Origin of the sequence: uncultured Shewanella sp., from assembly GCF_947491715.1 — a bacterium.
Classification (GTDB): domain Bacteria; phylum Pseudomonadota; class Gammaproteobacteria; order Enterobacterales; family Shewanellaceae; genus Shewanella.
Window position 1 is genome coordinate 1 of record NZ_CANLKR010000056.1, and the last position, 23,275, is coordinate 23,275.

General features: G+C 40.9%; 16 protein-coding genes and 1 pseudogene. 8 read left to right on the forward strand and 9 right to left on the reverse strand.

Going from position 1 to position 23,275, the window contains the following annotated elements; translation table 11 throughout:
* A partial coding sequence (locus Q0779_RS22190) for a hypothetical protein (RefSeq protein WP_298776161.1) occupies window positions 1-465 on the reverse strand: 465 nt, incomplete at its 3' end.
* Between the two features lie 679 nt (window positions 466-1,144).
* Between Q0779_RS22190 and Q0779_RS22195 the strand changes: the two genes are divergently transcribed.
* Both Q0779_RS22195 and Q0779_RS22200 read left to right on the forward strand, forming a co-directional pair.
* Window positions 1,145-1,375: a hypothetical protein gene (locus Q0779_RS22195; protein WP_298776162.1), complete on the forward strand. Its 231-nt coding sequence runs from the start codon at window positions 1,145-1,147 to the stop codon at window positions 1,373-1,375.
* 139 nt (window positions 1,376-1,514) lie between these two features.
* Complete coding sequence (locus Q0779_RS22200) at window positions 1,515-1,988, forward strand: peroxiredoxin (RefSeq protein WP_298776163.1); 474 nt, start codon at window positions 1,515-1,517, stop codon at window positions 1,986-1,988.
* A 259-nt stretch (window positions 1,989-2,247) separates the two neighbouring features.
* On the opposite strand, the gene Q0779_RS22205 is transcribed toward Q0779_RS22200, so the two are convergent.
* Complete coding sequence (locus Q0779_RS22205; RefSeq protein WP_298776165.1) at window positions 2,248-2,880, reverse strand: GNAT family N-acetyltransferase; 633 nt, start codon at window positions 2,878-2,880, stop codon at window positions 2,248-2,250.
* 332 nt (window positions 2,881-3,212) lie between these two features.
* On the opposite strand from Q0779_RS22205, the pseudogene Q0779_RS22210 reads away from it, so the two are divergent.
* Window positions 3,213-3,626: pseudogene (locus tag Q0779_RS22210) on the forward strand (peroxiredoxin).
* Between the two features lie 193 nt (window positions 3,627-3,819).
* Here Q0779_RS22210 and Q0779_RS22215 read toward each other — a convergent pair.
* The 5 genes from Q0779_RS22215 to Q0779_RS22235 form a co-directional block, all read right to left on the reverse strand.
* Window positions 3,820-7,377 (reverse strand): sialate O-acetylesterase, encoded by a 3,558-nt coding sequence (locus Q0779_RS22215; protein ID WP_298776168.1) that lies wholly within the window; start codon window positions 7,375-7,377, stop codon window positions 3,820-3,822.
* Window positions 7,378-7,750: 373 nt separating this feature from the next.
* Window positions 7,751-9,070, reverse strand: coding sequence for a two-component system sensor histidine kinase EnvZ (gene envZ / locus Q0779_RS22220; RefSeq protein WP_298776202.1), 1,320 nt, complete (start codon window positions 9,068-9,070; stop codon window positions 7,751-7,753).
* Between the two features lie 3 nt (window positions 9,071-9,073).
* Entirely contained in the window at window positions 9,074-9,799 is a 726-nt protein-coding gene (gene ompR / locus Q0779_RS22225; RefSeq protein WP_298776184.1) for a two-component system response regulator OmpR, read from the reverse strand.
* Between the two features lie 328 nt (window positions 9,800-10,127).
* Window positions 10,128-10,598 carry a transcription elongation factor GreB gene (gene greB, locus Q0779_RS22230; protein WP_298776185.1) on the reverse strand — a complete coding sequence of 157 codons (471 nt, stop codon included), beginning with the start codon at window positions 10,596-10,598 and terminating at the stop codon, window positions 10,128-10,130.
* Window positions 10,599-10,695: 97 nt separating this feature from the next.
* Window positions 10,696-12,174, reverse strand: coding sequence for a sodium:alanine symporter family protein (locus Q0779_RS22235; protein WP_298776187.1), 1,479 nt, complete (start codon window positions 12,172-12,174; stop codon window positions 10,696-10,698).
* 881 nt (window positions 12,175-13,055) lie between these two features.
* Here Q0779_RS22235 and Q0779_RS22240 point away from each other — a divergent pair.
* Window positions 13,056-15,407, forward strand: a complete 2,352-nt coding sequence (locus Q0779_RS22240; RefSeq protein WP_298776189.1) for a Tex family protein — start codon at window positions 13,056-13,058, stop codon at window positions 15,405-15,407.
* A 178-nt stretch (window positions 15,408-15,585) separates the two neighbouring features.
* A complete protein-coding gene (locus tag Q0779_RS22245; RefSeq protein ID WP_298776191.1) occupies window positions 15,586-17,583 on the forward strand; it encodes an LTA synthase family protein in 1,998 nt (665 codons plus the stop codon).
* A gap of 421 nt (window positions 17,584-18,004) precedes the next feature.
* Here the strand turns inward: Q0779_RS22245 and bioH are convergent, their stop codons facing one another.
* Window positions 18,005-18,757 carry a pimeloyl-ACP methyl ester esterase BioH gene (bioH, locus tag Q0779_RS22250; RefSeq protein WP_298776203.1) on the reverse strand — a complete coding sequence of 251 codons (753 nt, stop codon included), beginning with the start codon at window positions 18,755-18,757 and terminating at the stop codon, window positions 18,005-18,007.
* Window positions 18,758-18,959: 202 nt separating this feature from the next.
* Here bioH and Q0779_RS22255 point away from each other — a divergent pair, with 202 nt between their 5' ends.
* Complete coding sequence (locus Q0779_RS22255; protein ID WP_298776193.1) at window positions 18,960-19,652, forward strand: ComF family protein; 693 nt, start codon at window positions 18,960-18,962, stop codon at window positions 19,650-19,652.
* Window positions 19,653-19,838: 186 nt separating this feature from the next.
* Entirely contained in the window at window positions 19,839-20,417 is a 579-nt protein-coding gene (gene nfuA, locus Q0779_RS22260; RefSeq protein ID WP_298776195.1) for a Fe-S biogenesis protein NfuA, read from the forward strand.
* Window positions 20,418-20,485: 68 nt separating this feature from the next.
* Here nfuA and Q0779_RS22265 read toward each other — a convergent pair whose 3' ends face one another.
* A complete protein-coding gene (locus tag Q0779_RS22265) occupies window positions 20,486-21,835 on the reverse strand; it encodes an MATE family efflux transporter (RefSeq protein ID WP_298776198.1) in 1,350 nt (449 codons plus the stop codon).
* Window positions 21,836-22,045: 210 nt separating this feature from the next.
* Between Q0779_RS22265 and Q0779_RS22270 the strand changes: the two genes are divergently transcribed.
* Complete coding sequence (locus Q0779_RS22270) at window positions 22,046-23,092, forward strand: polysaccharide deacetylase family protein (RefSeq protein WP_298776200.1); 1,047 nt, start codon at window positions 22,046-22,048, stop codon at window positions 23,090-23,092.
* Window positions 23,093-23,275 lie beyond the last annotated feature (183 nt).

Consider the following 23,275-nt stretch of genomic DNA (forward strand, 5'->3'; position numbering starts at 1 on the left):
ACCGTCAGGGTTCCGTTGATAACCATCGTAGGCTCCGCCGACGGCATAACTACCATCAGAATTCCGTTGATAACCATTGTAAGCCCCGCCGACGGCATAACTACCATCGGAGTTCCGTTGATAACCATCATAGTCTCCACCGACGGCATAACTACCGTCAGGGTTCCGTTGATAACCATCGTAGGCTCCGCCGACGGCATAACTACCATCGGAATTCCGTTGGTAACCATCGTAGGCTCCGCCAACGGCATAACTACCATCGGAGTTCCGTTGATAACCATTGTAGGCCCCGCCGACGGCATAACTACCATCGGAGTTCCGTTTGTAGCCATCGTAGCATCTACCAACTGTATAGACCGTATAGTTACCATCGAAATTCCGCTGATATCCATCATATTGGGCATATCCCAATGAGGGAATTAACAGGGTTAAATGAATAAAAATTAAATATTTCGATACATACATTTCCTTTCCTTTCCTTTTCTTGTCGGATCTCTTTATCGTTATTATTGGGTATATCCCCGTGAATTAAAATAGGCGACTAAGAAGCAAAGATAAACGATTGTTTGTGTTTTCTAGTAACTTCTTACCAATTGATTAAATTGATGTTTATGGTTTGCCTGTATCACTACAAGTGTTTAACTGATAATTAACAGGTGGCGTAGATTTTTTTACTTTTCCTCTGATTCAAAAATCCCTTATTGAATATAATACTGAAAGTACGAAACGCGACTTTGGGTTCGGGAAAGTTGAGGGTGAAACGTCTCGAAATGAGACATTATCTTATCAAAATCAGTCCTAAAATCACAGGCTGATAATTAGCTGCTTTTCACAACTGTCACCACATTTTTCACCACATGGGCATCACTAAGCTGCTTTGGCTACTGAGGCTATTTCTAGCTCTTCAGATGGGAAAGTAGCTTTAACCACTACAGTAGTTCCTATAGTCAAAAAGCGAAGCTATGTATTACAAATACTCTTTGTTATAAGGCAGATATTTTTAGCTTGTAATACCCATTAAACCAGTAAAGCCACGCAGTGGTCGACGTCTAGGGCAGCTTTAGTGTCTGATATCAATGACCCAAGGGGTAAAATAGTGCTGATAACAGGCTTTATTATAACCTTCTTCGTTTGGGAATAACCCTTGGTTATTATGGATTACGACAAATCTGATGTTAGACTTTACGGCGTTAATGAAATTGAATTTATTGATTCACTCTCTTTTATTGATACCTCAGACATGCTTTTACCTTATATTTTTCGCTTAACTTCTTTTCTGCCACTTGTCATTGCTCATGACAAAGTGAAACAAGCCTTTGAAGCGAACAATATCACTGGGTTTACCTTCTACAAACCAGAAGAGTTTTATCTGTAAATCACAAAATTCTAAAGCGGTTTTTCTTCCATTGTGAATGACGAAGCCAAGAATAAAAGTTGAATCTTGGTATTATCTTGTGAGGATCTTTTATATGATTTATGTTCATTCGAGATAAGGTTATGAGCGAGAGAGAACAATGATAGCTACAGGTCAAAAACTGCCAGAATCGACATTAAGTGAACTCACCAAAGACGGTATGGTTAATCATGATGTGGCAGCATTATTTGCCAATAAGAAAGTGGTGTTATTTGCTGTCCCCGGCGCTTTTACGCCGACATGTTCAGAGTCCCATTTACCCGGTTTTGTGGTGTTAGCTGATGAATTTAAAGCTAAAGGCGTCGATATTATTGCCTGTGTGTCAGTGAATGATGCCTTTGTGATGAAAGCGTGGGGCGATGCGCAAAACGCATCAGAGTTAATGATGCTGGCTGACGGTGATGGAAGTTTTACTCAAGCATTAGGGCTAGAGATGGATACCGCGAGTTTTGGCGGCGTGCGCTCTCAACGCTATGCTATGGTGATAGACAATGGTGTGATCAGCACACTCAATGTTGAAGCACCTAAAAGCTTTGAAGTCAGTAAGGCGGAAGTCGTTTTAGCTGGGCTGTAAGGTAGGGTGTTCAATTAAAACTGATTAAAGTAAGCGTCTGAGTGGTCGATCATGTTTTGACTCTGCTAAACAAGAGTTAGCCCAGTAACTTAAGCTAATTAAGATATCTTTCGTTTTGGTGGGTTATGGTATTGCTGTTTTCACCGACTGCTTGAGCGTTTACCGATGAATCATTAGAAAGTTATTGATTGCGTGTGGTTGCTGAAAACTTTTTTGGTTCTTTTTGTTGTTCACCATGTCGTTTAGTCGGTTTTGATGCTTAATCCAGCTTCTTTTCCATATAAAAAGAGCGCATTTCCATTGGTTTGGTAAATCTTCCTCTGACTAGACTCGTTCTTTTTTCTACTACTTGATAACCGAGTTTTTGATACAGGGCTTTGGCTCTCGGGTTGTCCCCATCAACATCAAGTGCCGCTATTTTGTAACCACTTTTTTTCATTTTTTGTTCTAATTGTGCAACCAGTTGGGTGCCTAATCCTTCACCTTGAAAGTCAGAGGTAATGGCAAGGTTGTGGATCATCGCTATTCGTTTTTTCGGCGGCCGTAATATAGACTCCATTTTTAATCCACGAATGATGGTTCTAACGGCACTGGTAAAGGCATAAACCTTGAAGATGACTAAAGCGGCTTGTAAAGTAAAAGGGAGCGTATGTTTTGCTGTTTTTACGCCGCCTAAACCAACCAGTTTATCATTTCGTATTATTGCCAAGTGTTGGTCATGACTAAATTTCCCTCCCGATTTGAGAAAAGCAGCTTGTAAAAATGCTTTTGATTGAGCGGCGTGAGTGTCGTTAAAAACGATATCGAAGGCTACTGGTCCTGCACTGTATATGAGTGGTACAGCTTGCTGTAGGTCTTCGGGAGTGCATGGGCGAAATGTGATTTGAGTCATAATAAAGTGATTGCTTTTTAATCAGTTAAGTTACAGTAAAACAATTTGCCACTACTTGCAATTTAACCTGATCTTTGGATTAGAAAATATCAATGGGGTACACAGAAGCTGAGTTTTAAAGATCAGATTGTTTGACCAAGAGAAATTAATCAAAGCGGAGCGAGCCTGCCTGATCAATTCGTTGAAACTGTCTGTGATGGCGGTATTACCAATGTTCTCCAGAAATGTAATGAATGGCTTTTTATCTATAACGTGCAGTGATTTGAACAACAGCGCGCTTTGTGACTATTATTTTATATTGATTTAGTGATAACTTCATTCACTAAAACGGCATGGTTAATCATGGCGCTACTGAGTAATTTTCCAATAAGAAAGTGGTGTTATTTGCCGTGCTAGGTGCCTTTACGCCGACATGTTCAGAGTCCCATTTACCCGGTTTTGTGGTGTTAGCTGATGAATTTAAAGCTAAAGGCGTCGATATTATTGCCTGTGTGTCAGTGAATGATGCCTTTGTGATGAAAGCGTGGGGCGATGCGCAAAACGCCTCAGAGTTAATGATGCTGGCTGACGGTGATGGAAGTTTTACTCAAGCATTAGGGCTAGAGATGGATACCGCGAGTTTTGGCGGCGTGCACTCTCAACGCTATGCTATGGTGATAGACAATGGTGTGATCAGCACATTGAATGTTGAAGCACCTAAAAGCTTTGAAGTCAGTAAGGCGGAAGTCATTTTAGCTGGGCTGTAAGGTAGGGTGTTCAATTGAGTTTGATTAAAGCGCCAAAGCGGCGCTTTTCTTGTGGATGAACTTGTTGAATAACGGGAACGCTTATTATTGCATTTAATATGAGAGAGTGTAATCAGTCTTTGATTATAAAATCTTAGCCAATTCAATTGTATTGCTATTCTCTTGAAAAGGCTAAGTGAGTCACTGCTGATCACTAAGGCAATGTATCTCTAGCCTCTTTCATGCGTTTACCTATTGTTAATTGCGCCGCAGGATCGTAATGGTAATAGCCGGAGAGATCATCAGTTTCATGTGCTTCTACATTATGGACAGTGTTTGCTACATTTTGCTGCGCCTCTTGGATGGCGCCATTGGGATCTCCATAATGGCTTTTGGTAATGATGATGGGTAAGTCATCATCATTTAGCGCTTCTCTTATACCGTTCACTAAGCAAGTTAAGTTAGTCTCATAATTGTCTTCATTAATTGTTTTTCCGCCATCATTCCAGCCTTGAAACCAGATAAAACTATCAATTTTAATGGTCTTATTGGCATATTGTGGGAAGTAATTGGCTAACACGTCTGGATCACGCAAGGCGTTGATTTTTTCTAGCATGGCGCTATAAAGGGAATCTTGATTTTTTTCATCTTGGGTCCATTCATTAGCGGCTGCGTCATGACATCCAGGTACTTTCCAGTCGACACGTAAATCTGTACCGCCTTGCACAACTTTTAATAACAGTAGATCGCTTTCTGTGTTATCGCCAAGATAATGCCCAAAGCTGAGTTCTGGTCCAAAACGAGTACTGGACACGCCATAATTTGGAAGCAGTGCGCCATAACGCTGTGAGAATGAAAGTGATCCTGTATCGTCAAGTGCCCCCTGATATTGCAGTACAGTGACATCCTCCCGTGCATTCTCAAGGGCCGAGCTCAGCTGTCCCTCGTCATAGGCACTCGCGACAGCCATAGCGGTTGTCATTTGTTTCCAGGCATCATAACCATAGCCATAAGTGCCATTGCTTGTGGAAAAGTAATAACCGCTGATGGTGGCAAATAACCGATCGGTTAAATCAAAATCACGCTTATTACAAGTTTCATTAGGCAGAGAGTCTAGGCTCCCTACACGGCAGAGGAATTGCCCTAACTTTGTGACGGTAGCATCTTGACCGCCGTTATTTAATCGTTGGTGATAGTGGTTTAATGCATCTGTGTTATTAATAAATTGTGCGCTAATCTGTTCTTCGCTGATGGTTGTTGAGCCACAAGTGACATCACCGAAAGTATAGTCCGCGTTAGCATGGCAGATGAGTTCTTGCAGTCTATCCAGTCGAGTGTTGTTACCTTCCATGTTGGACTGGCCTGCCATGACGACGACTTTAACCACATCTTCGCTATCGTTCCCTTCTATGGGATCGATGTTAACTTCTCCATTGGATGGAAAAATAGCAAAGTCATAATCGTAGAATTCAAAATTTCTAAACGTGTCAGGTGTTGTGATAACTAAGGCATAGAGTACGTGTTCTGCTGGTACAGGAATTGTTGTGCCTGATATTTCACCTGAGGAGTCAATATCAAATGGATAGTAGGTGCGGGATCCCGTTGATGGATTGTAGACCACGGCGCGGCCACGAAAATCGGCATGGGCTGGATTGGTGTCGCTATTGGCTCTAACGGCAATGGTGTAATTACTGTCTTCAGTGATGCCTTCTACTTTAAAGGCATTAAATGCCCAAGATCCTGGCACATAACCTTTGTCCATATCAGTCCAAGTATTGCCCGTTCCTTCGCTGCTAAAGGTTTGCGTGAGTTTATTGTTATGAGTACCTGCATCGGGAAATGCACTTTGCATGCGGTTTAAAGAAGCGACTTCTGACTGTTGGTAAGCTTCTCCTTCTACCATGTCCCAAGTGGTAATATGGGCGGCAAAATCGGCAAATAGGGCTTTCATATCATGTCCCTGAGCTGTGATATAGGCATTGGCAGCTTCTAGATCATTGAGTCCATTTTGAGAATCACGAAAAACGCCACCCATTAAATCTTTACTCACAGCATAATTGGTTAGCCATGACCAGAAAACATATGCCCCATATTGATGACCGCCTTTAAATTCATGGCCGTATTGGTGGTCAACGGGTGAGTCTTGAATGGCCCATAAGCTAATATGTGGATGGAGGCTATAATAACCGAGTAAACTATCTCTCACGCCCGGAATATTGTGATCTGCTCCCCAGCTTGCGGAGGATTCTAAGGTGTATTTACCACTGGCTTGTCCACTGACTCGGTTGAGTTTAGCTTGATAAGAGTGAAAGTTTTCATGCATCCAATGTTGAGCATTGCTTTGAGTCAGTGGCTTATTTTCTAAGGTATAATCTTTGACGAAAGTATTGCTGATCCCTTCGCTGAGTTGCAGATCTCGCGTGGCACCTTCGTGGCTAAAGTAGCGACAAAGTTTACCTTGCTCGTACATACCAGCCTCAAAAATGTTTCTTTCCCAAACACGCTCTTGAGCGACAATATAGTGCTCAAAGTTTGCCATGCTCTTATCGTTATCATCAGTCCACCATTGGCATTGGTATGTTGAACAAAGGTAATTGTTATAACCGTCAAAAGGGCTGGAAGCAATCATGGTGTTATTACATTTATCACCCCCTAGTGCCATAATGTCGTCATAACTCAATGTGCGTTTATAGAGGCGTACATCCCAAATTTTTCCCGCAAAGGGGCCAAATTGTAACATGTCGCCTAAATCGCTGTAGCTGTCGGTATTAATCGTTATGGAAGAGGAAACTTCGCCGTTCACATAGGTCGTCAGTATGCCATTATCAACAGTCATTGTGAGATGATTACAGCTTCGGGTTTTTAACGTGCTGGCAGTATTAGAAAATGTGTGGTTGTTTTGATCACCGAGTTGACCAACAATGCCACCATTATTGGTTCCTACATAAAAGTTACCTGCGTTATTTTTGCCTGTAAGATCAGCAATTGAGCGTACTAGCGTGTCATTAGTATCGGCATTATCGGGTATAAATTTGAATGACAGACTGAAGTTGGCAAGATTACCTTGTTGAGGGAGGGATAGGGTCATGTCAGCATTGTTAAAGTCGTTACGACTGACAAACATGGTGCGATCTTTCACTTCGGGATCAGAAGAAGCTTTTTCTGTCAGTGCGGTACCTTCAACTATAACGGCATTGCCTCCAGCAATATCTCGAAATTCCAAATGAGAGGGGACATGCACTAACAGGTTATCTGAAGGCCCTTCTAGGAAATCACTGGCACAATCATTGGCTTTCACTGCAATTGTAACCGTCGCGATGTTACTGGTTCCATGACTGTCTGACGCCATATAAGAGAAACTGTCTATACCACTAAAGTTTGTTTTAGGGAGATACTCCCAGCGTTGGCCACTTCCTGTCAGCGAGCCATGAGCTGGTGGAGATTGAATGGAAAACTGGAGAGGATCAAGATCGGCATCGTAGGCCGCGAGAAAAATAGATTTGGCTAGACGGCCATGAGCGGCCATTTGTACTGCTTGGTTACTGGCAATGGGTAAATGGTTGCTTTTTTTATTCGAAGGGGGTTGGATCCCTCCAGAATTGTCATCATTACCGCCTGTCGAGCTAGCCTCCTCCTGCTGTGCAGCGGTATTATCTCCATTACCATCACCACCACAGCCGAATAGAATTGCGCTTAAGCACAGTAAAAAAGGAGCTTTGAGTCCCCTTATTGCTTGGAATTGATTGTTAGTCAGAGTAGAGATTGTCTTCATGTGGAATGTAGACTCCAAAATAATTGTGGGTGTTTTGTTTTTGTTTTTTATCTTGTTTTTTTATTTTATTAATCAAATCGTTATTTTAATGTTTAGGAATGTTGCCATTAGTGGTTGTAAGTGTCTCCATTTTGTTGTGTTTATTTGTGGTAACTTAAGGCGACATTCAGCTAACTCACTAAAAAGCGATGTGCAAAGGATGTGCAAAGAGAGTGCTGCAGCATCAAGAGGTGTTGAAGTCAGTATCGTTGACATGATTCTTGAAGTATCACGGGTATAAGAGTAAGCCATTAGCTTGACAGTGAGATAAGTAAGATTGGAATGAGATTAGTGCTTGTGTCATGAAGAGACAGTTATAGTTTACGAGGTTGACTTATTCCAATGGCAACCAAATTTGTGCATGAAGCCCGCCTTCTTGGCGATTGCTTAATATGATTTTACCTTGATGTCTATCAATGATACGCCTGACAATGGCTAATCCAAGCCCTGAACCTATACTTCCTCGAGCGCTATCACCTTGTATAAATGGCTCAAATAATTTAGGGATTTGGGATTCATCTATGCCTGGTCCATCATCTTCGACACAAAAGCCGACGTGTTGACCATCAAATTGTGAGCTTATTTTTACCCAACCATTACCGTAACGAAATGCATTTTCAACAAAGTTACTGATCACGCGTTTAATGGCTACAATTTGCATTGGGATCATGGGAAGCTGGACGAGTTCAACTTCTATGACGCTGTTTCTGTTAGATTCGGAATTGGCAATGTCTTCAATAATGTCATTGAGTTGTGCCATTTCATGACAGGATGACTGATCTTGCCGAATATAATCGATAAATTGATTAATGATAGCGTCCATATCTTCGATATCATGGGCTATTCCTTCCTTTAAATATTCGTCGCGATCGTTGATCATCTCGGACGCTAAACGGATACGGGTGAGAGGTGTGCGCAAATCGTGAGAAATTCCCGCCATTAATAGGGCTTTATCTTGCTCTAATTGCTCCATACTGTATGACATTTGGTTGAATGCTTTGGTAACGGCAATCAGTTCGCTTGATCCTGTTAAGGGCAGTGCTTTTGGAAACTCACCTCTGGAAACGGCTAATGCAGAGGTTTGTAACCGTTTTAAAGGGGAGTTTTGCTTGCGAGCAAACCACCAGCCTCCAGCAACACTTAAGGCGCCAATAACCATTAAATATAGGGTTAAAGGAGATAAGTTTTGCTCACTGATATCATGTAAAGGGACTTTAACCCAAATAGAAGGGGCTTGTGGTGGGCGGATCCAGATTTGAAATTCAGCGCCTTGTGCGATACGCACTTCGGCTGGGCCGCCAAGGTATTCAGACATTTGTGATGAGAAGTAGCTGTAATAAGTGGCTTTATTAACTCCAGCTTCTCGTGCTTGTTTTTGACTGTAAATTTTAATGCCGTCGTCACCGCGCACTTTTGCGTTGAGGGCATCGACCATGCTTAAATGCTCGCGACCCACTTCGACGCCATCAATGAAGAGTAATTTTATTTGCCTAGCGATCAGTTGATTGATTTGTTGATAGCTTGGCTTTATAAAATAAACGGCGACTGAAATATAGGAGACAATTTGATTGGTTAAGAGTAAGCAACCAATCAACACCACAGTTTGACTAAAGGAGCTATGGGGGATGAAGCGTTGCCACCAAGGATCTTTCATCATTTAATGTCGTTCACTGCCATCAGGCACAAACACATAACCTAAGCCCCAAACAGTTTGGATATACCTTGGATTAGCGGCATCTTTTTCGATGAGGCGCCTGAGGCGTGACACTTGGACATCAATCGAGCGCTCTAATGCAGAATAATCTCGGCCACGGGCTAAATTCATGAGCTTGTCACGAGAAAGGGATTCCCTAGGATGATTAACCAGTACCTTTAATACGGCAAACTCTCCACTGGTTAGGGAAATAGATTGTCCTTCTTTAATCATTTCTCTGGTGGCGAGGTTTAGCGTGAATTCTCCAAAATGGACTTCTTCTTCTTCCTGAGCGGGTGCTCCTGGGGCTTCAATGGTACGCCGACGCATAACAGCTTTAATGCGAGCTAATAGTTCTCTTGGATTAAAGGGTTTAGGTAAATAGTCGTCGGCACCTAATTCGAGTCCGATAATACGATCGACTTCATCACCTTTTGCCGTTAGCATCACTATAGGGAGCTGGTCATCATCTTGGCGTAAGCGTTTACAAATTGATAAACCGTCTTCACCGGGTAACATCAAATCTAATACCAATAAATGGAAATTTTCACGTTCTAATAATCTATCCATTTGTTCTGCATTAGCGGCGCTACGTACTTGATAACCTTGTTCAACGAGATAGCGTTCAAGTAGCGAACGTAAACGCATGTCATCATCGACGATGAGTATTTTGGAGGTTTCTTGTCCCATGCTAAGTCCCTGTGTTTGACTGTGATGAATGATGACATTTAAGTATTATTGCACTGTATTGACGTTATTGCTTGAGCAGATAACAGGCAGTCTTCTAGTAATATAGCTGTTTTTCGGTGTTGGTGATGGTTAAGCAATAAAGAATAACAAGAGGAGTAATATAAACCTCAAATGTAAAACAATCATTAACACTATGAAAATGTTGTTAATATATCACAGTGTTATGAGAAAAGAATAAATTGTGACTAAATTAAACGGCATTTAATTTTGAGTCAAAATGAGCAGCAGGGAAGTGCGCTGGTAGCTTTTTATTCTTTCTGGTGATGAATTAAGTGTAGGAAATACTATTGATGTACCAAGTTTGGGGACCTGTTGGTGTTTGCACAATCGCTTCATCATCGACTTCTTTTTTTATTAATGCGCGCGCCATTGGTGAGTCGATAGAGATATAATCTTTACGGCCATAGATTTCATCGGGTCCGACGATGCGAAAATGCTTGGTAGCATTATCATCATTTTCGATTTCAACCCAAGCGCCAAAGAAGATTTTTCCATTTTGTTCAGGCTTATGATGAATGACATTTAATGCTTCAATACGTTTTCTTAAAAAGCGAACACGGCTGTCTATTTGTCTTAAGAGGCGTTTATTCTCCTTATAATCTGCATTTTCGGAGCGATCGCCTAAGCTAGCGGCCCATGCGACTTTTTTGGTGATTTCAGGTCGGTATTCTCGCCATAGGTAATTTAATTCCTTGGTTAATTTATCAAATCCTTCAGGAGTGATCAGGTTTGTCTTCACTGTTGGGCTCTAGGGGCTAATGGTTTTTAAATCATGTTACCATAATACAAAAAACCACGCTCGTTGAGCGTGGTTTACTAGCGTATCGTAAAAGTGATTAGGCTTTTGTTGGTTCGTTTATTCCCTCATCACTTGACACTGTACCTTCTTCAGGGTGATGGGTTCCATTCCAAATTCCCTCTTTAAGGTTTGCCAGCTCAGGAAATTGGCTACTATCAAAAGTCGGTGTTTTCCCTGCTCTTAATTGATAGCGATAGTCATTAATGACTTTTATTGCGAGCTTAGAGAGCATGAGTAACGCAATGATATTGACTGTTGCCATAAGGCCCATAGACAGATCGGCCAAATTCCAAACCAAACTGATTTTTGCAACAGCACCAAACATCACCATACCTAAGACGCAGATCCTAAATACTGGGAGTGCTTTTTTGTTATTGCGAGTTAAGAATAAAACATTTGTTTCTGCATAAGAGTAGTTGGCAATAATGGAGGTGAAACAGAAAAGCAAGATGGCAAAGCCAATGAAAATGCCACCCCAAGTTCCTACATGGTTTGTCAGTGCTTGAATAGTAATGGCAATACCATCATTATCGGCCCCAACATCACCGGCTAATAAAATGATGGCTGCGGTTGCGGTACAAATAACGATGGTATCGACAAAAACGCCCATCATTTGGATAAAGCCTTGTGAGGCTGGATGATTGGGATTAGGTGAAGCACTGGCTGCTATATTGGCTGCACTGCCCATGCCCGCTTCGTTTGAAAATAAACCGCGAGCAATACCGGCCTGCATAGATTGTGCGATAGCATAACCTACTCCGCCAGCAACGACCTCTTGAACACCGAAAGCGCTTTTGATGACAAGCATGAAAATAGCAGGTAATTCACTGATGTTCATTAGTACCACAACAAAAGCGATACCAATGTAGCCAATGGCCATGACTGGCACAATGATTTCTGAGACTTTAGCGACTTTTTTCAGTCCACCAATGATGATTAACCCACTAAAAATAACTAAGGTCACACCGACTGTGGTAGGCGAGATATTAAAAATACTGCCCATGGCACCAGAAATCGTATTGGCCTGAACCGCGTTAAATACCAATCCAAAAGCGAGAATAAGGAAAAATGCAAAAACGACACCCATCCAACGTAGACCAAGACCCTTTTCCATGTAATATGAAGGGCCGCCGCGAAATTGTCCGTCTTTATCTCGAACTTTATAAACTTGGGCTAATGTTGATTCTACCATGGCTGTGGCCATACCGAGTACTGCAATGAGCCACATCCAAAAGATGGCACCCGGTCCAGCGGCACTGATAGCGACTGCTACACCTGCCATATTACCGGCTCCGACTCGAGCAGCCATACTGGTACAAAACACTTGGAAAGAGGTGAGTCCATCTTTCGTGGGACCTTGACGACTCTTGAGCATCAATTGGGCTGAATGTTTAAAATGAGTAACTTGTATGAAGGCTAATCTAAGGGTGAAATACAATCCCGCTGCAACCAGTCCATAGATTAATACCTTTCCCCAAAGTAAATCGTTTAAAAAATTAACAATAGTATCTAACATTTTGTTATTCCTCACTACAAATCTAAACTCGTTTTGGTGACGGTTTTAGTATTTGGTTGAATGTGATTTTTCAACAAAATATGAATGTTTTATAAACAATGAAATAAAGTATTTACGAATAACTTTGTTTATAACGATATTATCTTTTTATTGGTAATAAACATTCATATTTTTTCGAAACCTTTTTATTTATCTTATTTTAAATATTGTGAAAATCGCTTTGATATAAAAATTAGGCACAGCAAAATAGCACACATCTCAATACTAATCATTCTTTTTTGCATAGAAAACCTAAAGGTTGATTTTTATGGTTAATTGTTTTTTTAATGTTAATTTCTATTCGTGAGATATAAATATGACTAATAATTGTTGTTCATTCAAAGTGATTTAAGCATTAAGGTAAATTCATAAGCTTTCCTTTTTCCTTTTATTGAGCTTGTTAAAGAAAGGCTTGTTAAAGTGAGGATGGTTTATTACGTTCTCTATAATATTTAGGGCTTATGTAAATACTATTTATTATTTCATCTTTTTGAGTGAGTTTATATTAAAGCTTAATAATAAATAATAATATTCATCATTTATGATATTCTTGTTCTATTTTGATAAGTCTATTCATTTCTCTTTTTATCATTTTGATATATGACTAAGACAAGGACATTTTCTTAGTGTCGGATTTCACATACTTTAAGAAATGCTTGGCTTGAGTAGATATCTATTTGATGTTTTTTAAGGTTTTTTGCTTGCTCTTACGTACGAGTGATGTCGAAGGCAGCGTTAAGCTGAGTAAAAGTCGAGCTAAATAGGATTGAAGGTTAACCTTACTCAGCGCCTGTGGTATTGTGGGGATAATTTTGATTTTCAATCTAGGCTCAATTTTATCTATGCAAAATATTGCTTACACTATTGCTCATGAACTTAAGGTAAACGAGCAGCAAGTTACGTCTACGATTAAATTATTAGACGAGGGCGCAACAGTGCCTTTTGTGGCTCGATATCGTAAAGAAGCAACTGGTGGATTGGATGATACCCAATTACGTAATTTATACAGTAGACTACAGTATTTACGTGATTTAAATGAACGACGTGAAGTAATATTGTCCAGTATTGACACTCAGGGTAAATTAACGCCTGAGTTGAGTCATGCCATTAAGACCGCTGAAAGTAAAACCCGATTAGAAGATCTGTACCTCCCTTATAAACCGAAAAGACGGACTAAAGGGCAAATCGCTATTGAAGCAGGGCTTGCGCCTTTAGCGGAGCGTTTGTTGTCTATGGAGCAAGGTAGTCTTGAAGCGATGGCGTTGCCATTTATTAATGAAACGGCAGGGTTTAAAGAGACGAAGTCAGTATTGGAGGGCGCGCGTTTTATTTTAATGGAGCGTTTTGCCGAAGATGCTGAGTTATTGCGAAAAATTCGTCGCCATGTGAGTCAATACGCTCTCATTGAAAGTCAATTAATTAAAGGTAAAGATAAACAAGCTGTTAAGTTCAGGGATTATTTCGAGCACAGTGAAAAGTTGATGAAAGTCCCTTCTCATCGAGCATTAGCCATGCTTCGTGGCCGCAACGAAGGTGTGCTTGCTTTATCGCTAAATGTCGATCCCGATCAAGACTCAGGGCGTCATAAAAGTAGCTATTGTGTTGTTATTATTGCTGAGCACTTAGGGCTTAATTTAGGCTCCAGTGATATCGAGCAATGGCTTAAAACTGTGATTACAGCCACTTGGCGCGTTAAGATCTTGCCACAAATGGAAACTGAGTTTTTTGCTCGCATGCGCGAAATGGCAGAAAATGATTCAATCAAAGTGTTTAGTCGCAATTTGGCTGACTTATTAATGGCGCCTCCGACAGGGGCTAAAGTCACTTTGGGTTTAGATCCTGGACTGCGAAGTGGCGTTAAGGTCGCAATCGTCAATGACACCAGTAAATGTGTCGCTCATACGACAATATTTCCTCATGCTCCACAAAACCAATGGGATAAGTCGATTCGTACTTTATCGAATTTGATTAAAATGCATAAAGTGGAACTTATTGCAATTGGCAACGGTACTGCTTCTCGTGAAACGGACAAACTGGCGAGTGAGTTAATCACTGGGTTGAAGTCAGATTCTCCTTCCTTAATGAAAGTGATGGTGAGTGAAGCTGGGGCATCTGTGTATTCAGCTTCTGCCTTGGCAGCAGAAGAATTCCCTGATTTAGATGTCTCTATTCGTGGTGCCGTGTCAATTGCCCGTCGCTTGCAAGACCCCCTTGCGGAATTGGTTAAAATCGAGCCTAAAGCTATTGGTGTTGGGCAGTACCAACATGACGTGAGTCAGAGCCAATTGTCTATGTCTTTAGAGGCCGTTGTAGAGGACTGTGTTAATGCGGTTGGAGTGGACGTGAATATGGCTTCTCCTTCGCTACTGGCACAAGTCGCGGGGTTAAATAAGACTTTAGCAAGAAATATTGTTCAATATCGTGATGATAATGGCCGCTTTGATAACCGTAAAGCCTTATTAAAGGTGCCTCGATTAGGGCCAAAGGCTTTTGAACAAGCGGCGGGTTTTTTACGTATTTCAAATGGCTCGAACCCTCTTGATGCTTCAGCGGTTCACCCTGAGGCTTATTCGCTGGTTGAGTCTATTGCACAAACCAAAGCCTTGAGTCTTGAAGCATTGATTGGTAACTCAGAGGTGCTAAAGAATGCTGATGCTTCGACGTTCATTACAGACGATTTTGGTTTGCCAACGGTGACTGATATTTTACAGGAACTCGATAAGCCGGGTCGCGATCCTCGAGGTGAATTTAAAACGGCAAGCTTTAAGGACGGTGTACAGGAGGTCAGCGATCTCAAATTGGACATGATCCTTGAAGGCGTTGTGACCAACGTGACTAATTTTGGTGCCTTTGTTGATGTCGGTGTCCATCAAGATGGTTTAGTCCATATTTCTTCTTTAACCGACAAATTTGTTAGTGATCCTCATACATTGGTGAAAGCAGGTGATGTTGTTAAAGTCAAAGTGATGGAAGTGGACGCTGAGCGCAAGCGTATTAGCTTAAGTATGCGTTTGAATGATAAGGCGGGAGAGGTTAAAGCTAAGCCTGCTAAAGTGACTGAAGGGCCACGTCATAAACCACAAGCTAAACGACACCAGCACCAAGAATCTACTGTGAAAACGAAACCTAAGCAGCCAATGAATGCGGCAATGGGAAATGCCTTTGCTGATGCTTTTGCTAAGTTAAAGAAATAAGGGTGTTAAAGCTTAAAAGGGTATCTGGCGCGTAAGAAGTGTTGACATAATACGGCATTGATACCTTTTTGAAGTGATATTTACATACAAAGAATGATTGTGATTATTTGCCTTACGGATGAGGACTTATTCCATGACATGATGAACGAGTGTAAGCTGTTTCACTGAGAGGTTTCCTATGCGAGAAAAGTTCAACTTAGGTCCATTGAGACCTATTTTAGTCTTTTGTGTTATCGCGCTGATCATTATGATGATCAGCCGTTTGGGATTAGGTTTATGGCAAGCTGACCGTGTTACAGCGGCTGGTGGATGGTCTGATTTATTGATCCAAGGCTTAAGAGTGGATATTGCCACTTTATGTTGGCTTTGGGGAGTCGCTGCATTAGGGACGGCGATTTTTAGTGGTCCACATCTTATTGGCCGTTTATGGCAAGTTATTCTAAGGAGCTGGCTCACTATAGGATTATGGTTAATCGTGTTTTTAGAAGCGTCGACGCCAGCTTTTATCGAAGAATATGGTATTCGACCGAATCGACTTTATGTTGAGTACCTGATTTATCCCAAAGAAGTGTTATCCATGTTATGGGCTGGCCGTCCAATAGAGGTGATTTTTTCATTATTATTGACTATTGTGACGCTTTGGTTTGGTTGGCGTTTAAGTGGAACATTGTTTAAGAAGATCACTTATCCTCGCGTCTTTTGGCGACCCGTGATTGCGTTGATGGTGATTATTGTGACTTTTGCGGGCGCGCGTTCGACACTGGGCCATAGACCATTAAATCCTGCTATGGTGGCTTTTTCAACCGATCCTTTAGTGAACTCTTTAGTGATTAACTCTTCTTATTCGTTATTTTTTGCTATTAATCAAATGGGCAGCGAAGCCGATGCCGCTAAAATTTACGGTAAGATGGATAAGCAAGATATTATTGATTTGGTAAGGGCCGATAGTGGCCGTCCGTTAAGTGACTTTACGTCGAAGGAGTTTCCAAGCCGAACGTTTAATGAGGCAAGCTATAAAGGTAAACCTAAAAATTTAGTGATCATTTTAGAAGAGAGTTTAGGGGCACAGTTTGTGGGGAATTTGGGTGGGCTGCCATTGACCCCTAATTTGGATAAATTGTCAAAACAAGGTTGGTCTTTTAATGATCTTTATGCAACGGGTACGCGTTCTGTCAGGGGGATAGAAGCTGTTACGACAGGGTTTACACCAACGCCTGCACGTTCTGTGGTTAAACTAGGAAAGAGCCAAACTAATTTCTTTACCATTGCCGATTTATTGGCTAAGAAAGGCTATACCACGCAGTTTATTTATGGTGGAGAAAGTTATTTTGATAATATGCGCAGCTTCTTTTTAGGCAATGGCTTTCAAGATATTGTCGATGAAACCGATTATGATTCTCCTACTTTTGTCGGATCTTGGGGGGTGTCGGATGAAGATCTTATGCGTAAAGCCAATAGTGAATTCGAGCGTTTACATCAAGAAGGTAAGCCGTTTGCGAGTTTAGTGTTTAGTTCAAGTAATCATGATCCCTTTGAGTTTCCTGATGGTCGCATTAAATTATACGAACAACCTAAGCAAACTCGCAATAATGCTGCAAAATATGCTGACTTTGCCATTGGTGAATTTTTCAAATTAGCTAAAAAATCAGATTATTGGAAAGATACTGTATTTTTGATTGTGGCTGATCATGATAGTCGAGTGAGCGGCGCTAATTTAGTGCCTATTTCTCGCTTTAGGATCCCGGGTGTTATTTTGGGAGAAGGTATTGCACCAAAACAAGATAATCGGGTTGTGAGTCAAATTGATCTCGCGCCGACCTTATTATCATTGATGGGCATTTCAGCGACCTATCCAATGTTAGGTCAAGATTTAACACAAGTCAGTGATGACTGGCCTGGTCGAGCTTTGATGCAATATGATAAAAACATGGCGTATATGCGAGGCAATGATGTGGTGATTTTACAGCCGGAGCATGAACCTAGAGGTTTTGAATACGACCCAGCTAATCAAAGTTTGACGCCAGAAGCTCAAAGTCAGAATATGAAGCAAACAGCGCTCGCTTGGGCACTTTGGGGGAGTTTAGCTTACCAACAAGGCTATTTTAATGTGACTGCACCAAAAGCGGATCCTTTAACTGAAGAAAGGCTCAATAATGAAGGAAAAAATCAGCATTAATGAGTCTTAATAAAAGTGAGTTAACGTCATTGTAATTTAAGGGATAGCTGAGCTATCCCTTTTTTATTCAGCTTAGATTAAAGCATTTTCCCTTAACGTAATGATACACAGCGAAGTTGGAGAAGCAAGATGAAGTTGATTATTAAAGAAGTATTAAAATTAGTGATTCTATTTTCTTTATTACTCTGGATCCCTTATTTATTACATTAATGGGAAACTAAATAGGTAAACATAAGTCTTATTGAGTGAGCCTGTCCGAATTAGATTTATTTTTACTTATTATTATACAGGTTTTTATTTTTACAGGAGGTAGCCTATGTCTGCGTCTTTGCGTCGAACATTGAATCGATTCTTATTGAGTTGTCTTTTTCTTATTGTGATAAGTATGCTCCTTCATATGAAATGAGCATACTTATCGTCATTAGAGGCTATTTAGCCATTGATGCACTGACTCTAAAAAATCTTCAGTATGACTAATAAAAGGTGCATGTGACGCTTTGGGAAGTATAACATCTTTAATGGAGGATTTTTGAGGCATTAAGGTATGAATAGAATAAGGAACAAGTCCATCTAGGCGCCCCCAGATCCTAAGCCAAGGTTGGTCAATATGAGCAATTTCTTGGCGTAGATCGGTTCGAGCAAGCATATTAAGCCCTTGTGTTAATGCTATGCTTTGAGGCTCAGGGCGATTCGACAGGAGTGTTTTCAATTGCTTGATATCTTTTTTTGCATTTTGACTGCCCATGGCTTGAATGGCAAGAAATTGACTGATTGTACGAGACAAATTTAAGTTAAGTGAGTGGTAGAACTGTTCTAATACTTGTGGGGCCATTCCCGGCCAAAGGACGTTGTCGGCCAATGTTTCTTTCGCCATGAAATAAGGGGAAGAAGCAACAGTGGCTAAGGCGTTAACTTTATTTGGATAGCGTAAGGCGGCTCTTGAGGCGACTAAGCCCCCCAGAGACCAACCAAGCCAAATACTGCTATCGGGAGTCACATCAATAATCGCATCAACCCACGCATCGATATTACCTTCTATACTTGGGCTGTGACCAAAACCCGGCAAATCGACATAGTGCACCCTATACTGTGAGAAAGCCTGTTGCAGGGGGGTGAATACGGCACTATTCATTCCCCAACCGTGAAGCATGACAATATCGGGCCCTTGCCCCAGTGTGGTTAGGTGTAACCCTTGCTTCGTTAATGTACCCTGACTGTTTTTTTGGTATTCCACTGAATATTACCTGTTTAACTTTATGGTGTTAAAACGACTACTGAAAACAATGAACCATCTAATGCGAAGGCATTTACTCAAGTACTTTCGCATCTTGATTGCTTGTATTCAAAGGGTGAAGACTAAAGGCTTTCTTCTTTTCATGCCGATTTTACCTAATCGTTGCTTAATGTGCCATCAAGGGATAGTGTTTCCTCAAAAAGGCGTATGCAGTGTATGCCTTGATGCTTGTTTGTATTCATACCCTGTGTGTTTAGGTTGTGGACGTAAAATGTATGTAGAAACGGATTTTTGTGGCGCTTGTTTAAATATATCTCCACTCATTATTGTTGCGCCTTGTAGCTATCATCAGGGGTTAGGCCCCTTTGTTGCGGCAATGAAATATCAGGCACAATTTGCGGCTTTAGATTGTTTAACGGATGCGTTAATTACGCGTTTAATTTTCTTGTCTGAGCAAGGTTTTTTGCGAATGCCTCAAGTCTTGGTGTCTGTGCCTTTACATCGACAGCGATTACGACAGAGAGGGTTTAATCAAGCTTGGATGATTGCCAGTAACTTGAGCAAAAAATTAAATATTCCATTATTTAGTCAGAAACTGGTTCGAATCAAACACACTCAAGCTCAAGCGGGGTTATCGGGAAAACAGAGAAGATTGAATATGAAGCACGCTTTTGAATTAGAGCCTACACCTCAGTTTCAGCGTGTCGCCTTGGTAGATGATGTGGTAACAACTGGGGAAACGGCTAAGGAGATCGCACGTTTATTTCAGCGGCAACATATTCATGTTCAAGTTTGGTGTCTGGCAAGAGCTGAGGCACCAAAATTAATGGAATAATATTTATAGTATTGAAAATATTGTATTTTTATATATTTTTTGCTTTATGCGTATAAGAGTCAGTTATTACTTAGTGTTAAAATTATGCTGACAAAGTCAATCGGGACTACACAGAATATCAATGTCGGAGTATCATAGGCTATTCCTTATTAAAACGCTCAGGTATAACCTGACGGAGCATATTTCATGATTACTATTTCTGATACCGCTCAGGCCCATTTTGTTAAATTGTTAGCGGATCAGCCTGAGGGTACACATATACGTGTGTTTGTGATCAGTCCTGGTACTGCCCAGGCTGAGTGTGGCGTATCTTATTGTCCACCGGATGCGGTAGAAACTGATGATACAGAGTTACCGTTTAATGGCTTTAGCGCCATGGTTGATGAGAAAAGTGCCCCTTTTCTTGAAGAGGCGAGTATTGATTTTGTGACCGATCAACTTGGTTCTCAGCTAACATTGAAAGCCCCTAATGCGAAAATGCGCAAAGTCTCCGGTGATGCCCCTTTAATTGAGCGCATTCAGTATGTGATTGAATCTGAAATTAACCCTCAATTAGCCAGTCACGGTGGGAATATTAATCTTATCGAAGTCACTGACGATAAAGTCGCTGTGCTGCAGTTTGGTGGTGGTTGTAATGGGTGCTCTATGGTGGATGTCACCTTAAAAGATGGTATCGAAAAACAATTATTAGACATGTTTGCAGGTGAGATCACAGGAGTTAAAGACGTGACTGATCATCAAGCGGGTGAACATTCATACCAGTAAAAAAATGATATTTATTTTATTCAAAGCCTGCTTCGAGCAGGCTTTTTTGTTTTTTTCATCCATGACTTTTAATGATTTATATTGTTAGTGAAAAACTTGAGCTTAAAATGATAATGCAGCCCTAAAGTGAGGCTTCTTGAAAACATAAAGGCACTCAACGCCGCCCATAGCGCATGGTTTTGTTCGGTGCCAAATAATGACCAGATGGGAAAGAAAATCATGAAAGTGCAAATAAGCATGCTATTACGCATAATTTTTCCTTTGGCTGCACCAATATAAACCCCATCAAAGAGGTAGGAGCTAAAGGCCAGTAAAGGGAAAAAAACAATCCAATATAGGTATTGTTTGGCCATTGCTTTGACTGTTTCGATGTTGGTGAGCATGCTAATGAAAAATTCTCCCGCAAACATAAAGACGAACACAAAACCGATAGCGACGATAGCTGACCACGCCCAGGCAAGGCTGACACTTTCTTGCAGTAGTAGCTGGTTTTTTTCACCATAGGCTCGACCGACTTCGGCTTCGGCATAATAGGCAATACCATCAAGGGCATAAGAGATAAGCATAACTAGATTGAGTAAGACAGCATTGGCGGCTAATATGTTATCGCCTAAACTGGCACTGTGAAAGGTGATAAAAGTAAATACCAATTGCAGGCAAAGACTGCGCAGGAAAATGTCTCGATTGAGGCTCAATAATGCTTGATACTGACTAATGGTTAGGTGGTGAAATAAGGCTTTTATTTGAAATGTCTTATCTTTATTTAAGTGGTGCCAAACGACGGTTAAAGCCAGAATAAAGCCTGATATATCGGCCAGTACCGAGGCTAACGCGACGCCTTTTACTCCCCAACCTAAGCCTAAAACAAATAATAAATCGAGAATGATATTGATGCTATTAGCAAGGATCAATTGTAACATTGCGGCTTTGGGTTTTTGAATGCCAAGCAACCAACCTAATAAGGCTAAATTTAATAATGCAAATGGCGTTGACCAGACGCGAATACTGAAATATTCAATACAATATTGGGCGACTTCATTACTGGGACTGGATAAATAAATCGACAACTGAGCAATAGGAGATTGAAAAATAACAGTGAGTAGACCTAAGACTAAGGCTAAACTGGCTGATTGAAAAAGTAATTGATACTGGCTTTGCTTATCATTGGCACCAAAGGCTTGAGCGACGAGTCCTGTGGTTGCCATGCGTAAAAAGCCGAGTAGAAATAAAATCACACTTATCATGGTTGAGCCCAGTGCGACACCGCCTAAATAATAGGCATTGGAGAGGTGACCTATCACTCCAGTATCGACGAGACCTAATAACGGTACTGTGATATTGGAGAGGATCATGGGCAGAGCTAATGCAAATAAACGTTTATTTTTTTTGGTATTACTGATTAATGCAAATAAAGACATAAGTGATGCATACTCTTATGATAAGTGGCTGAAACGACTTTTAAATAGAATGATGGCAAGTGACAATCAATGATTTTATATAAAATCATGCCTACAAGTATACCTTTTTGTATATACTGATAGATCTTACTGTAATCTCAAGGTCATTATGGCTTTTAAATATCGCTAATAATATTGAATACTAATATTAAATACTAAGGTTGAATAGTTATGATTAAAAGCGTGTTACTTGTGCTGCTAGCGCTAACAGGTTTTTCGGCTCACGCTAGCGTTATTTTACAATATCACCATGTATCTGCTCACACGCCGGCGATCACGAGTGTGACACCGGAACAATTTCAAGAGCAAATGGAGTATTTGGCTAATAATGCCTTCAATGTGGTGCCTTTATCTGAAATTGTATTGGCATTAAAAGCAAAAAAAACCATGCCACCGAAAACGGTCGCGATAACTTTCGATGATGGCTATCAAAGTATTGCCGATGTCGCTCATCCTATTTTAAAGAAATATCATTTTCCTTATACCTTGTTTGTTTCTATCGAGCCTATTGAGAAGAAATATAAAAATATGATGAGTTGGGAGCAGTTGGTCGCTTTATCTAAAGAAGGGGCTGAAATTGCAAATCATAGTTGGGGGCATGAGCATCTTATTCGGCGTTTGGCTGACGAATCTAAAGCACAATGGTTAGCGCGAATAGAAGCTAATATTCTAAAAACAGAAGAAAAAATACAAGCAGGAACGGGTCAGAATTTAAAAATGTTGGCTTACCCTTATGGTGAATATAATCAAGATTTAGAAAGTTTAATGGCAAAGCTGGGATTTGTGGCTTTTGGTCAGCAATCTGGCGCCGCGGGTATTTATTCACAATTGGAAGCACTTCCACGCTTTCCAGTGGCGGGGGTTTATGCCAATTTAGCGAGTTTAAAAGTGAAATTACACAGTTTGAATATGCCTGTTCTCACTCAAAATGACAGTAATCCAGAGCTTGTAAATGGTCATTGGCGACCTTTGCTAACCTTGACTTTAGATATGAGTGATATTGATAAAAATCAAATGATGTGTTTTATTCAAGGTCAAGGTGCTAAGAAACCTGTGTGGACTGCGCCTAACGTGATGAATATACGTGCAGAATTAGATTTGCCACCAGGGCGATCTCGTTATAATTGTACGGCTCCTAGCAAGAAAACAGGTAATTATTATTGGTTTTCCCAGCCTTGGGTCAGGCCAAATGACGATGGTTCTTGGAAAAAAGAATGATAATGAGGTATCCCTGTGATCCTGCACTTTCAAGGATCACGGGTGTATACCCAAACCACTTGAAAGTGCATGTTTTCAGAGCCCGTAAAAAGGCTTAATTCAAGGTGCATTATTGAAAGAATGCTTATTGCCTTTTGAGGTGATGCAACGTAGAAGTTAGTCTTTTTACAGGCTCCCAACGGG

What these genes read in the sequence shown, in the direction of transcription:
- ompR (WP_298776184.1), bottom strand. Translation starts at nt 9,799, where the DNA reads ATGGGACAAGAAACCTCCAAAATACTCATCGTCGATGATGACATGCGT.
- Q0779_RS22265 (WP_298776198.1), bottom strand. Translation starts at nt 21,835, where the DNA reads ATGTCTTTATTTGCATTAATCAGTAATACCAAAAAAAATAAACGTTTA.
- Q0779_RS22240 (WP_298776189.1), top strand. Translation starts at nt 13,056, where the DNA reads ATGCAAAATATTGCTTACACTATTGCTCATGAACTTAAGGTAAACGAG.
- Q0779_RS22245 (WP_298776191.1), top strand. Translation starts at nt 15,586, where the DNA reads ATGCGAGAAAAGTTCAACTTAGGTCCATTGAGACCTATTTTAGTCTTT.
- Q0779_RS22270 (WP_298776200.1), top strand. Translation starts at nt 22,046, where the DNA reads ATGATTAAAAGCGTGTTACTTGTGCTGCTAGCGCTAACAGGTTTTTCG.
- Q0779_RS22235 (WP_298776187.1), bottom strand. Translation starts at nt 12,174, where the DNA reads ATGTTAGATACTATTGTTAATTTTTTAAACGATTTACTTTGGGGAAAG.
- Q0779_RS22215 (WP_298776168.1), bottom strand. Translation starts at nt 7,377, where the DNA reads ATGAAGACAATCTCTACTCTGACTAACAATCAATTCCAAGCAATAAGG.
- Q0779_RS22200 (WP_298776163.1), top strand. Translation starts at nt 1,515, where the DNA reads ATGATAGCTACAGGTCAAAAACTGCCAGAATCGACATTAAGTGAACTC.
- Q0779_RS22255 (WP_298776193.1), top strand. Translation starts at nt 18,960, where the DNA reads ATGCCGATTTTACCTAATCGTTGCTTAATGTGCCATCAAGGGATAGTG.
- envZ (WP_298776202.1), bottom strand. Translation starts at nt 9,070, where the DNA reads ATGAAAGATCCTTGGTGGCAACGCTTCATCCCCCATAGCTCCTTTAGT.
- Q0779_RS22205 (WP_298776165.1), bottom strand. Translation starts at nt 2,880, where the DNA reads ATGACTCAAATCACATTTCGCCCATGCACTCCCGAAGACCTACAGCAA.
- nfuA (WP_298776195.1), top strand. Translation starts at nt 19,839, where the DNA reads ATGATTACTATTTCTGATACCGCTCAGGCCCATTTTGTTAAATTGTTA.